The 16,915-nt window shown below is 49.3% G+C and carries 9 protein-coding genes; 1 reads left to right on the plus strand and 8 read right to left on the minus strand.

Annotated elements, in window-relative coordinates:
* Positions 1 to 56: 56 nt before the first annotated feature.
* From ACSQ8P_RS28745 to ACSQ8P_RS28765, 5 genes are all read right to left on the minus strand, one after another.
* Positions 57 to 2,051 carry a beta-galactosidase trimerization domain-containing protein gene (locus ACSQ8P_RS28745; protein WP_436238320.1) on the minus strand — a complete coding sequence of 665 codons (1,995 nt, stop codon included), beginning with the start codon at positions 2,049 to 2,051 and terminating at the stop codon, positions 57 to 59.
* 104 nt (positions 2,052 to 2,155) lie between these two features.
* Positions 2,156 to 6,949 carry an OmpL47-type beta-barrel domain-containing protein gene (locus ACSQ8P_RS28750; RefSeq protein WP_436238321.1) on the minus strand — a complete coding sequence of 1,598 codons (4,794 nt, stop codon included), beginning with the start codon at positions 6,947 to 6,949 and terminating at the stop codon, positions 2,156 to 2,158.
* A 71-nt stretch (positions 6,950 to 7,020) separates the two neighbouring features.
* Complete coding sequence (locus ACSQ8P_RS28755) at positions 7,021 to 7,890, minus strand: carbohydrate ABC transporter permease (protein ID WP_436238322.1); 870 nt, start codon at positions 7,888 to 7,890, stop codon at positions 7,021 to 7,023.
* 13 nt (positions 7,891 to 7,903) lie between these two features.
* A complete protein-coding gene (locus ACSQ8P_RS28760) occupies positions 7,904 to 8,803 on the minus strand; it encodes an ABC transporter permease (protein WP_436238323.1) in 900 nt (299 codons plus the stop codon).
* A 93-nt stretch (positions 8,804 to 8,896) separates the two neighbouring features.
* The gene (locus ACSQ8P_RS28765) at positions 8,897 to 10,456 is read right to left on the minus strand and encodes an extracellular solute-binding protein (RefSeq protein ID WP_436238324.1); all 1,560 of its coding nucleotides are present in this window, start codon (positions 10,454 to 10,456) and stop codon (positions 8,897 to 8,899) included.
* A 303-nt stretch (positions 10,457 to 10,759) separates the two neighbouring features.
* Here ACSQ8P_RS28765 and ACSQ8P_RS28770 point away from each other — a divergent pair, with 303 nt between their 5' ends.
* Positions 10,760 to 13,081: a helix-turn-helix domain-containing protein gene (locus tag ACSQ8P_RS28770; protein ID WP_436238325.1), complete on the plus strand. Its 2,322-nt coding sequence runs from the start codon at positions 10,760 to 10,762 to the stop codon at positions 13,079 to 13,081.
* Between the two features lie 413 nt (positions 13,082 to 13,494).
* Here the strand turns inward: ACSQ8P_RS28770 and ACSQ8P_RS28775 are convergent, their stop codons facing one another.
* The 3 genes from ACSQ8P_RS28775 to ACSQ8P_RS28785 are packed head-to-tail and all read right to left on the minus strand — an operon-like array spanning position 13,495 to position 16,915.
* Entirely contained in the window at positions 13,495 to 14,139 is a 645-nt protein-coding gene (locus ACSQ8P_RS28775; RefSeq protein WP_436238326.1) for a hypothetical protein, read from the minus strand.
* Complete coding sequence (locus ACSQ8P_RS28780; RefSeq protein ID WP_436238327.1) at positions 14,136 to 14,972, minus strand: amidohydrolase family protein; 837 nt, start codon at positions 14,970 to 14,972, stop codon at positions 14,136 to 14,138. The genes ACSQ8P_RS28775 and ACSQ8P_RS28780 overlap by 4 nt, the downstream gene beginning before the upstream one ends.
* Complete coding sequence (locus tag ACSQ8P_RS28785; RefSeq protein WP_436238328.1) at positions 14,963 to 16,915, minus strand: hypothetical protein; 1,953 nt, start codon at positions 16,913 to 16,915, stop codon at positions 14,963 to 14,965. Before ACSQ8P_RS28785 ends, ACSQ8P_RS28780 begins: the two co-directional genes overlap by 10 nt.

Here is a 16,915-nt window from a genome sequence, read left to right on the forward strand (position 1 = left end):
TATTGGTCACTTGAAGGTTGGATGGGTAGCTCTATGAATAGCATGAAGAACAGGTCCTAATGAACCTGTTCTTCTTTTGTGGAACATTCATACTCGATGACAACCATCTGGTGGCACTCCAGCCTAGGTACTGTGTAGAAAACCGTCTGGTCTTCGTGCCTAAAGGTGAGCGTTGTCATCTGCGGTGCCATATATACGTTCTTCACGTGTTTGGAAGTACGAACGGAAACCTGGACGTCATATAGGGGAACAATATCCTCGATTACTTCGATGGTTTTCCCTCGGCGGATTGGGGTTGCGTACAGCAAATGATTAACCAGACGATTCTCTTCTGGTTGATCCTGCAGCGTGATGACGCCTTGCGCTGGGAGATTTGTTTGCAGCGTCTTCTTAGGGAGCAGTCGATTCAACGCATGTATGACCGCTTCCTTTAACACAAGGCTGCCTTTGGTCGCATAATCTTCAAATATGTTCCACGCTATATACATACCTCTTTCGCTTTCCACCATACCCGGTCCTCCATATTCATAGCTGCTTGGCGTATGCTGGTGCGAGCAGAACGTAAACAGATCGCGGTTAAAATATGGGTTTTCACGGTGTGCAAGCTCTGTTCCGCCCGCAAGCTCGATTTTCTGTCCCTGTGAATAGAAAATGTAAGAGGCTTCTCTACAGCTTCCAAGATTGAACAGAGGGCGGAAATAGTCGGGGCGGTATGGATTTGTTCCTACATACCGCACCCCGAGGTCGATTGTAAATCCGGTGCCCTCTGGATCAAGGCAGGACCAGCCCGTTGCAAGAATTTTGCCACCCTGTAGTAAGAAATGGTCCAATTTACTCTGAAGTTTATCATCCACCGCTACGTAATCCGGTAGTATTAGCACTTTGTATGCAGTAAAATCATTCTCCAGATCAATGACATCGAACAGGAATTTGCCCTCAAGCAGCATGCGTACAGCCCCTGCGTCGGAATCCGACTTGGACACATTGGCCTTCGGATGCAAGCCGGTTGCTTCCAATGTTAGCAGCGCCACATCTGCAACATTCGTCGCCTTAACGCACCATGCCTCCTTGGCCTCGACTTCGCGATAAGCCGCGCCAATCAGTGCATAGGTCGCTTCATCCATATAGCCGTCAGGATGAAGCTGATCGCCAATCGAGCAGCGGGCACCATTAGCCATACTGAGTGCCGTTTCGTAACGGAGCGCGTTAGGGTGCTTATAGCCGCCGAATTCTCCCCAAGACGTATGGAATTTTCCTGTCATACCGAGAAAATCGACGCCAAGCGTTTGCGCGTACCTAGCTGACAGCGGGAAGTGGTCATAGCCCCAACCACCCGTAGGCAGTGATTCCAGTTCTAGATGTGTGTTCATACCAATCAGATCGCGACGGCCTCGTGTAATGTGTCCGCCATTGTGGAAGATTGGCAGTCCTGACTTGATCGATTCCACCGTTTCCTTCAACCTCGATTTATAGTTCGCGTAGGTTTTCTCCCAAAGTATTCGCATAGCCTTCTCATCCCGTGGATCCTGGCCTTGTTGGCGCACACTCTCTACACAGCTGTGACAGTAGCACTTGCGTATTCCTACTATGTCCAAAAACAGGCCGTCCAGCTCATATCGGGACACAACTTCCCGGATCTGCTCGATCAGAATGTCCAAATAGGGAGAGTTTAAGCAAAACTGGTGATAGCCAGGCAGCATAAAGCCTTTGACCCAATTTGTTTGGTCGTTCTCATCACGGATGAGCCATTCTGGGTGTCGTCTTGCTAGTTTTTCATCCAAACCTGCCGAGAGGTATACGGGTGTTTTCACACCAATGTCATGTGCAGCCTCAATCATGGCGGCAAGCAAATCGAAGCTCAGCCCAGGGTGGATTTCGTTCGCCTCCGACGGATGGTAAGCCCAGCCATGATGGCATTTGGAGAAAATCGTAATTGAATCCACATGGCCAAGCTTAAGCATTTCCTGAAACTGCCCCTTATCAAAACGTGCTCCAATCGACGCTATGGCTTCCGAAGTGTGAAAATCAAGATGTACCTGACGAAATCGCATGCGGTCTCTTCCTTTCCATTTTATACTATCAATATATTTAAGTTCCCTCTTGTTTAAACGGGTTCAGTGTATAAAAATCTGCGAAAGACTAAAGAGGAACAGGCTCACGCCTGGCCCTCTCCGTGCTCTTCATGCAAGTCACTCGCAACCTTAAGGAGTATCTGCGCAGCAGCTGATGTGATATGCTTGCCCCTTTGTGCTTCCACTTCGTGAAGAAATGCATTCAACTTGCTATGCTGAAGCTTTTCTACCAGACTGTTCGCGATTCCCTTATTATCAATCCATGACATGGCCGTAAACTGACTAATTAGCGACTGCAGCGAATGGATGTCAGCATAGGTTTGGAACGTGACGGTGAGACTCCGTTCGTTCCCGACTGCATCAACCCCCTTCACGAGGAGCGCATGCATCCCAAGAGGGAGCGTATACAGTGGAATCTGATCCCCCTCATGGACTTGCTGATCGTCAAGCCATAACTTCGTCTGAGACTGATCTACACCGGACAAGGAATCGGTAAGCGTAAATTGAGGTATAAGCACTTCACTGGCACTCAACGCCTGATTCGCGCTCGGCGTAGAAACCGCGATAATCGGAGCCGACATATCTAGTTGAACACCTACCGTTTGAACAGCCTCCTCGTTCCCTGCTTGATCGATAGAACGATAAGAAAAAGAGTGGATACCATCTGTATGGATGACAATCGGAGTCAGATAGGGCTGCCAAGTCGCTCCTCCATTTTCACTATACACCGTACTCGTCACACCGGAAGTCGTATCAGACGCTGTCAGTGTCACAGTAACCGGATGGACGTACCATCCGTTCGGTCCGTCCGGCTGCGCCGGTGACAGTATAGACGTTGTTGTTGGCGCAACCTGGTCAAGATGAAGCGTGATCGCTTTCGCTGTCTCCATATTTGCTGCCAGATCGGTTGAACGGTAACGAAAGTCAATCGCCTCGTTATCCTGGTCGAGCGTGATCGGCGATGTATACACGTTCCAATTCGCTCCGCCGTCCAGACTGTAGTTGGTTTGTGCCAGAGTGGACGAACGTTCGCCTCGACCTAACTGAATCGTAATCGGATGCACGTACCAGTTATTTGCTCCATCCGGCTGGGTAGGAGCGATGGTTGCTTCCGTTATCGGTTGGCGAAGCTGCGTGACCACGATGTCGTCAAACTGCAGATTATCGAAACCACCTGCGTAGAACCCAATCGTTCCGGTCAAATTGTGCGCAGGATCAGACGCTTTTAACTTGAGCGCCCCATTGACAAATAGCGAAATATCCGCGCCATTCACGTTCAGTTCAAAGGTATACTCCGTATTCGGAGCCAAATCCTCATAATTCAGGTTGGACTGTTTCACAGTCGCCCATGAACCGTTATAAAGAATCCATTGCGACGCTCCGTCTACCGTCTTCCGGTACCCGATTCGGTCGCCGCTGCCGGAAACCAAACGATCAAATATATAAAACGTCGCCGCGCTCGGGATCGTGGCCGGTGTCTTCAGTTTGAAAGTCAAATCGTAATTCGTGAACGAACGCGGAGATGTGGCTGACGCCCCTTTCAAAAGCCGGTACTTATGGTTGCCATTTACCGTAATGATGCTCCGATTCGGATCCACCGGCCAGCCGCCTCCGCCGGATTCAAAATCCGTCTTCATCAGAACATCCGACACGATGATGTGGCTAGTTGCTGACGCTTCAGGCGTCTCGACCGACGTTACGGTGATGTCCGTCTCACCTGATCCGACGGCGGTAACCAAGCCGTTAGCATCAACAACGGCTACGTCTGGATTGCTCGATGTCCAAGTAACATTGTGATTAACGCTATCTGAAGGATCAAAGCTCACCTGCAGCTTCAGCTTTTCATCCGCCCCGATATTCGCGCTGGTTCGATCCAGCAGCAGCCCTGCAACCTTCGTGGTCGGCACCGACAGCTTGATGTCATCGAATAGCAGATAGTCGAAGCCACCTGCATAAAAGCCGACCGTACCGGATGGATTGTACGTCGAATCCGTCGCCTTCAGCTTCAGCACGCCACCCACATAGAGGCTGATGTCAGCACCTTTTACCAGTAGCTTGACGCTGTACTCGGTATCCGGCGCCAAATCGGAGTATGGCAGATTCACTTCCTTAACGGTCGCCCAAGCCTTATTATAGAGAAGCCATTTGGACGTGCCGTCCTCCAGCTTGCGGTAGCCGATGCGGCCTCCGCCGTTCGAGCCTAGCCTGTCGAAGAAATAAATGGTGCCTAGACTCGGCATGGTTGGCGGCGTCTTCATCTTAAATGTTAATTCGTAGTTGGTGTATTCGTTCGGCGAAACCGCCGTCGCGCCTTTCAGCACTTTATACATATGATTGCCACCCATATCTATGACGGATCGGTTCGGATCCACCGGCCAGCTATTTCGCCCCGTCTCAAAATCGGTATATTCGTAAATACCGTCTCCGATCTCGACATTAATCATGACTTCATCCTGAAGCAGCGGATTTTCTGCTGAAGTGACTGTGATGACTGCTTGACCGATACCCACCCCCTTAAGCGTTCCTTTGCTGTCTACTTTGACAACACTCGGATCACTGGATGTATATAGCAGCTTTGTATTCGTCGCGTCCCATGGTAACACAGCCGTATGCAGCTCATACGCTTTGCCGATGCCAATCGTTACATTTGTATCGTAGGTCCGAACACCTTGCACTGGAATGGTATCTGGCGCCAGATACGGCCCTGCTTTTCCGATAATCCCTATGTTGTTAAATGGAATCGGGTGGAAGCCGGGAATTTGCTGGAAAACTGCAGCATCGCTTTTCAAATTGAGATCACCAGCCGCTAGATTTACAAAACCAGGATCGCTGTTCGTCACCCAGTTATTCGCATACTGCAGCAAATTAAACTTATCGTACGCCCCTTGTGCGTTAGTGATGCTGCTGCGTGCTCGGGTAGGGTTGTATATCACATTGTTCTGTAAGGTATTCGTTGTCGGATAATACCGATTTTCCGTAAAGAAGTCAGCGAGCTCGGGATATTTGACCAAATAAGGCGTCCCTACAAAATTATTGTTTTGGGCAAACAACGTCTGCCATTTCGGCATGTAATTCTTCGGGATCTGCTTGTCAGGTGCATCGCCTAAATAGATGTCGGCATAATCATAGGGTACTTCGCTATCGATAAACAGATTATTCCGAGTCTTGATGTGCGCCCCACCGTTATTTTTAATTGCGGAATTACCCATTTTGTAGAAAATATTATCTTCAATCGTCAGCCCCATCGTGAAATTGTCTGGATAAACACCCTCTACCCCAGCTTTGGATTCACCAATGTTGTGGAAATAATTTCCCCTAATGACGGTCCCCCGCTGTTGCGGTGTCTCGCCTGCGTTCATATAGATGGCTCCGAGGTCGGAGAACATCTTGCATACATCATATATATTGTTGTACTCCACGGAGTGATCGTTGCCAAAGATCAGAATGCCGGGATGCGGCGCATCGTGAATTTCGTTGTGAGACACACGGTTGCCGACACCTGTCAGAATGACGCTCGGATTGTACGCCTTGTGATAATAAGCGAAATCGTGAATATGAGAGTTTTCCACATAGTTGTTACCAGGCTCCAGCGTAACACGGCTTCCTCCGTTCAAAGTGACCGCCGTCCCGCCGATATGATGGATGTGACTGCTCGTTATTCCGTGATTCACCCCCGTTGCTGTTGCAAAATCATTGTATAACCACCGGCTTGGCGTATTAATCTGCACACCGCCGTTTGTAAAGTTGCGGATTTCGCAGTGGGATAGCAGCACGTGATCGCCACCCATAATCACCACAGCCGAATCGCGCCCATTCTCCAAAGTCAGATCCTCGAACGTGGCATAGGAAGCTCCGACCGAATTAATCATCGGTGTTTTCAGCATCGTCACGGTAATCTCGGGATGTTCCGCTTCAAACGATGCTGTTGGCATGAAATACAAGACGCCCTGCGTACGGTCAATGTAATATTCCCCGGGCATATCGATCTCCTCGAGCAAATTTTGCGCGAAATGGAAATCCGGATACCAGTTCTTGAACAAGCCGCTCATTTCGCCATAGCGCAATGTAATCTGCTTATTCAACGTATCGATTGAAGCGATCTTGTTGTACGACCATTCCCAGCTGTATCCAAAAATCCCATCCAGCCAAATGTCGTCGGCATTCGTCCAGTATTGCGGACGGTCGTACGTGTAACTGAACGTCCCTCCTCGGTCCTGCAGATCCGTATCCTTACGTGTCGGACCAGCATCAATGATGTCGCCCATTTGCACCGTACCATTATTTGGCCAGCGCGCAAGCGTCATACCCTCGCCTGCCACGTACAGTTCCATGGGGGGAACCTGACTGACATCGTTTGCCTTATAGTAACCGTGCCGGCTCATCACGCCGTAATCCGAAATGCCGTGACTACTTAGATCAACCTGCAGCACCTTGGTACGCGCATCAGTACTAATGATTCGCTGCAGGATCGCCGGGTCCGTAACTGGCGCGAACCAATTCTTATCAAGCGATTGTCCGCCGGAAAGTCTTACATTCTCGTTAGGATAGGCTTTGTATGTGATCGGACTATCAGCCGTTCCGGAATCCTGCTGCTCGATCTGGAAGCTGGCTGTTCGATTATACATACCGCCACGCAAATAAACGGTCACACCGCCAGCTGGCAAGCCAGAAGCGCTCTTCAGCTGACGAACCGCATCGCGTGCCTTCTCCAGCGTTTGAAAAGGGGCATCCATTCCACCTGAATTGGAATCGCTTCCATCAGTTGCCACATAGAAGGCCGTTTCCGGTAATCCGGATTCGGCCTGAGCGGCAGGTAAAACAAACAGATTCAACAAAATTGCAGTGATCGCGAGAATAATTGCTTTATTTCTAAGCATATCTCTACATCCCTTCGCAAATAAAATTTTACTTGTCACTAGAGAGACGTAATTAGGACTGCGCTACCCCTTCACCCTTTTACCGAACCAATCATTGTACCTTTCTCAAAATAACGAAGCAGGAAAGGATACATAACCAATACTGGAAGCGCGGAAACGATGACTGCTGCCATCTTCAAGCTCTCTGGCGCAGGGGGAATCTCATTCACAGCCGTCGTAAACGGATCGAGCCTGTTCTCAATCAGAATTTGCCGGACAATCTGTTGTAACACGAATTTGGATTGATCTGTCACATACAACAAATTGTCCATAAACGCATTAATGTGATACACAAGCGACCAGAGGCCAATCGTAACCAAAACAGGGACCGACAGTGGCAAAATAATGCGAGTAAGAATACGCAGATCACGTGCTCCGTCAATCCGTGCCGCTTCAATTAGCGCATCCGGAATCGAGCGGAAGAACGAAATCATGACTAGCACTTGAAACGCGTTCGCCGCATGCGGCAGCACGTAAACCCACCGCGTATTCAGCAAATGCAGCTCCTTTATAAGGAGATAGTTCGGCACGATCCCACCATCGAAGATCATTGTGAAAAGCAGAAGCATTACCAGTACCCGCTTCCATGGCATTTCATTGCGAGACAGCGGATAGGCTGCACAAACGGTAACGATTAGGGTAAGCGCTGTGCCGACAACCATGCGGAACAACGTATTGCCGTACCCTTTCCAGATGAACGGATAAGTCAGTAATTCCTTGTAAGGTGTCAAGGTCAGATCCCTCGGAAACCAGTGAAAGCCATTGCGGAGTGCCTCTCCCCTCCCGCTTAGCGATACTGAAAGCACGTGAATAAAGGGGTAGACGACAATAATGGCGAGCACGCCAAGTACGATATAAATGATGCTGACGCTTAAGCGATCCTGCCAGTTTCTATTTCTCATGTTGCGAATCCTCCTACCATAAGCCGCTCTCTCCCTTGCTCAATCTGCGCACTGTGAAGTTAGCCCCCAGAATCAGCAGCAATCCTACCAGCGACTTGAACAACCCAATCGCAGCCGTATAACTGTATTGAAATTGCTGTAGTCCTACGCGATAGACGTAAGTATCAATTACATCGCCTGTATCAAAAGTGACAGGATTGAGCAAGTTGATAATTTGTTCAAAGTTCGCGCTCAAGAAGCCACCTAGGCTGAGAATGAACATAATCGCAATCGTTGGCATAATGGACGGAATATTAATATGAAACAAACGCTGCCAGCGATTCGCCCCATCCATGATTGCCGACTCATGCAGTTCCGGATTAATGCCCGACAGTGCAGCAAAGTAAATAATGGAGCCCCAGCCGATATCCTTCAAAATGGCAGAACCTACCACAATGGAGCGAAAATATTCCTTATGGCCCATGTAAAATACCGGTTTCCCACCGAACCAACCGACGATCTCAGCCACGACGCCCGTTGTCGGCGACAGGAAATAGATGACGAGACCGGACATGATGACCCACGAAACGAAATGCGGCAAATACATCGTCATCTGCACGAAGCGCTGAAAAAAGCGGGATCTGATCTCATTAAGCAGAAGCGCCAGCACGATCGGTGCGGGAAAGGCGAACAGCAGCAAGTACAGATTCAGCAGCAGCGTATTACTCAGCAACCGATAGAAATCGGCTGAATGAAACAGCGCCTCGAAATGCTTAAAACCTACCCAAGGACTGCCCCATATCCCATCGATAACGCGAAAATCCTTGAATGCAATGAGTACCCCGTAGATCGGGCCATATTTGAATACGAGAAAAAAGGCAAAAGCAAACAGATAGAGCGCAAATAGCTCCCTATTCTTCAAAATCATCTTCATGTCTTTGCACTTCCTCAGGGCCAGTTGCGTCTCCTCCCCCGGCAGCGGCAAACGGCTTGCTTACCGGGGATGCGGATTCGCTTCTCAAGCTGATTATTTTTTAAACTGCTTCTGGTACATATCGTTGGCTTCCTTGGTCAGCTCGTCTCCGCCCTTCGCTTTCCACTCCGCCACATACTTATCGAAATCGCTAAGCTGCAATTCTCCGCTGATGATTTGGGCAAAATATTTTTGCGTCAGCGCCGTCAAATCCTTCTTATACTTGCCATCTGACGGAAGCGCAGCGAACAGCAGCGCATCGGTCTGGTTCGGTGCGGAAGAATACGTACGAACTGCTTCGTTCAGCTGTGGATTCGAATATTTATCCCGATAGGTCCGAGTCGTGATATTGCCGAGTGAGAACAATCGGATACCAACGGCATCACGTTGTTCCTGCTTTTCGAAGCCCGTTAAGACTTTCGTTGCACCAGAAGTCGCTCCGCTAGCTACAAAATCCCATTGCGTTCCTTTGACACCCAAGCTCGTCATATTGATCGTTTCTTCGTCACTGCTCTCTGCTCGCAGTATTTCAAAAATTTTGTTCAGCTTAGCTGGGTCATTCTTCACCTTGTTGCCAAGCACAATGTAATTACTTTTCACTCCCCAATCCCAGCTGCCGCTGCCGCCAGGTCCTTTCGGATTTTTACCCAGTTGGAGCTTGGCATTCGGATTGATGTCTTTCATCGCTATAATTGTTGCACCATCAGCCAGCGCTGCTTTTCCGACTTGCTCCTCAATCACACCGATCCGACTGTTATACAGCTTCTTGCGGTACGAATCTTGTGTATCCGTAATATATTCAGGATCGATCACGCCGTCTGCATACCATTTGCGCAATTTCTCAAGAGCAGCCTTTGCTTCTGGCATAACGGAACCGTTCATAATCTGTCCTTGTTTTTCATGCCACATGGTTGGTTGTACACCAAAAGCGCCAAATATGGAGTAAAAGCCCGTTGACCAAGTCGAAGTCGCCGTACCGGTCAAGCCATAGGTGTCATTCTTGCCGTTGCCATCTGGGTCTTTCTTCGCGAAAGCATAAGCCGCCTGCTCGAATTCATCCAGTGTCTCTGGAAGCTTCGTGATACCGACTTTGTCGAGCCAGTCTTTGCGCCATAACATGGTAAGGTCATAAGGTTTCAAATCGATAAACATCGGGACTGCCCATAGCTTGTCGCTAAACGTTACCGTCTGGAACAGCGCCTTCGACTGTTCAACATCTTTATAGTATTCAGGCATTTTCTCTTTCACCATGCCCGGATCCAGGTCCATCAGAACACCTTGTGCTTGATAGGCAGAGACATTGGATGGATCACCCAGCATGAACACATCCGGTACGTCACCCGAAGCAATACTGGCATCGGTCACTTTGACAGGTTTGATTTTGATATTGAATTTCTGTTCAAGCCACTTCTGTACTGGCGTATCGGCAACGACTGCCGGCGCTTGGAATTGAATGCCCCACGTAATTTCAATTGGCTTTGCAGCAGCAGTACTACTCGGTTGACTCGATTCGGAAGTTGTTTTCTTTTCTGCGGAACATCCGCTAAGTACGCTTGCGGCCATGCTAGCTGCTAAGACGGTGAGTGCGACTGGTTTCATTTTATAGATAGGCAATATAATCTCCCCCTGCTTCACATCATGAATTCTGTTCCTTAACACGCTCTGCCCCGGCCGGGAATTGGGAACGGTTACATCATTTACGATATCCGTTGGCACATAACTACACAATCATCTCATTCGATTTTTGTTATGTTATTCCTTTCTGGGGCTATTTTTATAGCGTTATGTTATTCGATTTTTCGTATGTTTTTCGCCTCACGGCTTCCACCTACTTCATTCTGTGCTATAATTTTCTTCGTGCCGAGCACGTCATCCATCTGAAATTGAAAACGCTAACACTACGAAAGGAGGGTCTGGATGCCTAGTCTTCAAGTGATTCGCAACCGATCTCTCTTCGTCAAACTGCTGTTATCTATGACAGCAATTATCATTGTCACGGTCATCCTTATTTCCTCGATCACCTATACGATTTCGGCCGATACCAGCATTCAGAATTCGATTGAATATAATCAATCCATCATGGAGCAGCAACGGGAACTGATCCATAAAGAACTTCATGCGATACAGAATATCGCCTCGAGCATGGTCATGACCCAATCCTACTTGTATCATAAAATAAACGATAAACTGAGTGTGTCTTCCCTCATTGACTTGACACGATTTCTGGAAGAACAGCAGAAACTGAACCCTTATATTGACTCCATTTATCTCGTATACAATAAACTCGATCTCGTACTGACCTCCCGTTCCGATATGAAAATGTCCCCGTTATCTTCCTTCACCGATCGTTCTTGGCTGACGGTCATGAATGAAGAAACCGCGAATCGAACGGTATGGCTTACCAATCGTCCTGGCAGTGCTGTAAAAGGACTTCTTGCTACCAGTTTAATGCAGAAAATGCCACTCATCGGTCCGGTAGATGGGGCCATCGTCATCAATTTGAAGCTTGATCTGCTCTTTAAAGAATATTTGAGTCATTTTCATAATAAGAAGGGGCTGACGCTTGTCCTCGGGCCCCAAGGAGAACCGCTCTACAGTGAAACGGAAGAAGCAGCAGCCCTGATCGGGAAGTTTGATCCTAGTGTGCTATCCGCCCCGGGAAGCGGCTCCTACGTCGACGATCGACGGTGGATCGTGACCTACACCACTTCTAATGTGACAGGCTGGAAGTTTGTCAATTTTACCAAGCGATCCGTCCTGCTGGAGGGCTTAGGCCGTATTAAACTGATCGTAGCAGCCGTCTCAGCTCTTTACGTCACTGTTGCCATTGTGCTACTGTTCTTCATCTCACAGAGACTATACCGGCCGCTCAAAAGCGTTCTCGCTTATATTAGCGGCAGTGAAAGAGCTAACCCTGAAGCCTCCCTGCCTGCCGCCGACGAAGCTAGCTTCATTCAGCAGGCATTCGAACGGCTTCGTCATAGCCGGGAGACGATCCTTAGCGAGAAGGAACGGGTAGAAACGTTGCTTGGCGACAACCGTTCAGCGATCAAGGAGAAATATTTAAGCGACCTCATTAAGGGGCGGGCGATTTCACAGCAAAGCAGTGAGCAGGAGAATGCAGCGGAGCTTTTGGGATTAAAGTTGAATTTTGAACGATTTGCCATCTTGACGATCGAGTTGGAGGAACAATCACTGCTGAATGACTCGACCGGCAATCTTCATTATCATCTATTTCAATATGGCTTAATTGAAGAGCTTGGTCCCGAAATCGACGGCGAAATCTTCGCGAGGGACGATGAACGCATCATCATCATTCTTGCTGTCCCAGCCAATCAAGACGATTTTCCAATTGAGCTAGCAAGAAAACTACAACGTAATATGGAGAGCCGCTACAGGATCATAGCAACGATTGGCCTTAGCCGCATCCACACAGGTGTGTATTCGGTTCAATCTGCCTATGAAGAGTCGGTCGAAGCGCTCAGCCTGAAAATGTATGTCGGCAAAGGTGAAATCGTGCCCTATACGATCGTTAGCTCATGGAAGCAGGATGAACAGACCTATTTTTACCCCTATGAGCTAGAGACCAAGCTGCTTCAGGCGCTGCTTCAGCTGAACGAGGAGGAATGTGCAGAGACAATCAGCCGTATTACGAAAGAAGTGACCGCCCGCAGGCTGGGGAAAGCCAACGTGCAGCAACTCTTCTTTCAATTAAGCGGGGAGATTGTAAAATCATTGGTGCAAACGGGAGGAGATATGACCGCCGTACTCGGTGATCGACCGTTCGTGCTGTCTGGTATCCAGACCCTTCGCGATATGGAGGCACGCTTGATGGAGATGTGCGCCCAAATCATTGCGCACAATCGGGAGAAGCGGTTGAAGCTGAATGATCTAACACTTCAGCTTGCTACCGAATTTATGGAGAAGAACTACAATAACAACATCACGATCGAGACAGTTGCCGTGCATGTGCAGCGAAGTACGTCCTTTTTGAGCCGTATTTTCAAGGAAACAACAGGCACAACGATTAACGACCATTTGATACATCTTCGAATCAAACGGGCCTGTGAACTGCTGCGGCAGCCAAAATATTCGCTGGAGGACATCTGCCGTGAAATCGGCTATGCCAACGTCAGTTACTTCAGCAAGCTGTTCAAATCCCGGATGGGGACTACGCCTGGACAATACCGCTTACTGCAGACAGTAGACCAGATCCCAGCGGGAGGTCTGGAGGAATAAGAATCGTGAGACCATACAAAGAAGAGGCTGTCCCAAAAGTCCGTTCAGACTTTTTGAAACAGCCTCTTTTTGTTAATAACGGATGAGTTAATAAACCTGCCTCCGCAATCTAACTGGATTTTCTCCATCTATTTGAAGCGGATTTCTCGAATTTGAAAGATTAACTGTATTTCCTGTAGTAATATTTCTTCGATTTGCTCGATTCTTCAAATTACATACAAATTAAATGTATTTTTTCCATTTAATCAAGAAAATACTTCAAATTCGAGCAAATTAGCTGTAGTTTATACATCTAACACGAATCGGCAGTCACCTTGCGTTCGCAAGCCACAAACCAGCTACAATCCTACGCCGTATCCTCGTTTCCTTTTCTCAGGGTTGTCTTTTGGGACAGCCCCTTTTTAATCACAATATTAAAAGGACAGGATGGTGTCCATTGTTTCCCACACGACGGGTCCCTGCTCACTCTCCGACCAGGGGATAAAATGTGGCTGCATGATGTCATGCCAATTATCTGGCGTAATCGGTGCAGGCCATTTCCTTCGCGTCTGTCCGTGTTCGAACGCGGGCGACGGATGTTCATGAAAGGAGAAAATCAATTCTTCGTGCGCGCCGATCATATAAGTCGGATTAAAGCAGCTCGGTTTCTCCTCCTGCAAAGCATAATGATAGAAGATATAGCTGCTGTACTTCGACGGTTTCAATTGTGCTAGACTGCCGACTCGCTCACGGTCGGATTGTTGCCTGGATTCCCTCATTTCCGGCTCACCATCGTGATAAATATCGAGCATCGGAACAGCATATCGCTGCACGCCTCCAATACCGCCCGGCCATGCCTCCAGCAACTGCCTGCATGTGATTGGCCATTCCCATTCGCAGCTTTCGCTCGTCGTTTCAAAATAAAGAAATACACCGCTCCCCTTCGCGAAAATCGAGCAGCTCACAATCCCCTGTTCGCGAAGCTCGCGCTGCCAACTTGCGGCTGCTTCAGCAAGCACGAGAGCGAAGTTCGCTTCGCAGCTTCCCTTCACTTGCGCCCTATACATCCATCTCATCATGTCAGTATCATCGGGTAGAATCGGCTGGCGTTGCCCGCGCGAATCATTCCCTTCTCCTCCTCTGCAAGTTTATCCGGCAGTACCGCCTCGAACAAGTCGATGACGTCCCTATAGCCACCTGCCTGCAAAGCGACAGGCCAATCGCTGCCAAACAGCAGCCGTTCGCTGCCGAACAACTGAAGCAACAGATCGGTGTAATCACGAAGCTTTTCAGGATGAAATCCGCCTGCCATCGTGATCATACCGGACAGTTTAACTGCCACAAGGGGAAGCCGGGCTAGCCGCTTCATACCTGTTAGCCACGGTTCCTGACGCTGCTCCCGAATGTTTGGACAGCCCAGATGGTTAACAACCGACTTGAGCTGGGGCGTCTCCTCCAAATACGATGCAACAGCTGAAAGGTCTCCGGGCTGTACGAGCAGATCCAGCGTGAGATCAGCCTGCATCAGCGCAGCGAGCGCCGACCGCAGCTTGTTCCGGTCGGCCTCGGACCGTTCAGAGCGAAATGCGCTGCCGCTTAATCGAATGCCGGTAAAGCGCGGATTGGCTTTTAATAACTCAAGCTGCTCGTGAAAAAGATCCGCGAACGGATCGAGCCCTCCGCTCACACCGGATATAACCGGCCATGTCTGCGCCAGCTCCAGCAGGAATACTGCTTCCTCCGCACTAACGGCAGCCTGTACGGCTACAAGCCCCTTAACACCGAAAGCGCCCAGCTCAGGAAGAAGCTGCTCTGGCAGGTAGTCCTTATAGAGCAGCTCATTCTCAGGCTTCAACCAACCATAATCACCACGCGATGGCTTCCAAAAATGAACGTGGCAATCTATGTACATGCCGCTTCCCCTTCCTCTCCTCTACGCCCTACCAGCAGATCAGCGGCATAAGGGTTCGGCCACGGCATATCATAATTCGGCGAGTTGACGTAACGGTTCATGCCTAGCCTCAGCCTAATGCCTGAACCTCGCTTTAGATTTACCGCCAGCCATTTACCTTGGAGCTCCATGTGCGAGCCTTGCGGATATCCGTCTGCGTCTATTCGCTGGGCGCTAGTGAACTCGTGTTCTCCAAAGCCTCCTGCTTGAATGACGACTTCGCGTTCATCAAACAAGCTCGTGTTGCAGAGCTGCAGCGTCACGCTCTCCGGTGTAAGCGCCTCTACAAGGGCAGATACGCCAAGTGGAAGACCTGGCCGTCTCTCCTGCGAATCAAAATAGCGCACCCGCGCATGCTGCAGACCGCCGTGAGAGATATGCATCGGTCCTCCCAGTGTCAGCTGTACAAGCGACTCAAAATATAGCGGGCACATTTCTTGCCAGATATGAATATTTGAGAAGTCACCGTCTGCAAAGTCGCTTTTCCACCCGTGCGGGTCGCCTTGGTCTGAGCGCATTTTCTCCAGCTGCCGACCGACCAGCTCCATATTGGCGGCCAATATCCGCTTCGGATAGTCCGGGTTGAACCCCCGAATGTACTGGAACCAAGGCTCTGTATTCCCGATATAGTGCTTCGTTTCCTTACCTGTCCGGCTGTCTCTTCCTGATACAACAGGCACAGTTATTTCATTCCAATCATGATCCTTCGGAATACGCTCTAGCCGCTCTAGATCCTCGTCAGCCATGGACATCGTCCACAAATAGACAGGATATTTCGGCAGCGCCTTCCGCCAATCGTACCAGCCATTATCCCCGTGTTTATTCGGCACGAGTACCTGGCCGTTCTCTTCCCGCCGCAGCGCCCAGTTGGCATCTAGCTGGGAACGGGCTAACTCAAGCTGGTTCATGTCTCCCGTAAGTAAAACGGCGTTCATACACGCGTTCGTCAGTGGCTCAATGATGGTCATAAAGCCGTGAGGCCATCTCCATCCGTAGTAGCCTCCCCACCATTTGCCCTCGTTGTACTCGCCGATTAAGCCAGACAGTCCGACATTGTCGGGAATAACTCCTCCGTTAGTATGGGTACGTTCTTCCCATGCTGCGAGATAATCGACCACCCAATCGCGAAGGGCTGCGTCTCCAGTATGCATGAAGGCGTGCGTAATCAATCCGGTTGCATTCAAATTCAGAGGGACGTCTCCCCGGTTCATTCGCTCATTCATCATCGCAATCATCTTCTGATAGACATCATCGTTGGACCAAGGGCATTTGCCGCTCGCAAAATCAACACCAGGAATATCTTCATACGGTGCAGGATAGTGGTCGAGAATGCTGCGATGCGTGACCCAATCCTCTTCCGACACCGTGAACCGCGGACCCTTACTTCCGTTCAATGGTGATCGGATAAGCTTTTGCTCTTTATCATAATTGGGAGCATCTGGGTCGTCTCCCGTATACATGTTGGCAAAGCGTACTGCTCTCTGCTTGTCCTTGCTTGTAACAGGACCAGCAAGTCCGAGAAAGTACAGAAATAAATAACCTTCACCATGATGCATCCAATCATAGTAAGCATCGAATTCTCGGGAAATTTGTCCATACTCGGTCCATTGCCAAGTAATCCCTTCCCAAATCTTACGGGATACATCATAAAGCTCACGACTGCCCCCTAATACGTAGAGCAGCGCTAGATTCATGAACCCTTCATAGGGGTCATCCGAACCGTCCATACCTGGCCATTCCTTCTGCCAAATCAGACTTCCATCCGGCTGTGTGTAGCGCTCTACAAACTCCTTCGCCGCCTGATTCAGCGTAGCAAATAACCACTGTTCCTGCAGCGCCCACTCTGGTGGAGCCATTCGCTCTTCCGCTACAATCCTTGGCAACATGCTCTCTTGTGTGTTCAT

This window comes from Paenibacillus sp. LjRoot153 (genome assembly GCF_964253085.1).
In the GTDB taxonomy this organism is placed as follows: domain Bacteria; phylum Bacillota; class Bacilli; order Paenibacillales; family NBRC-103111; genus Paenibacillus_E.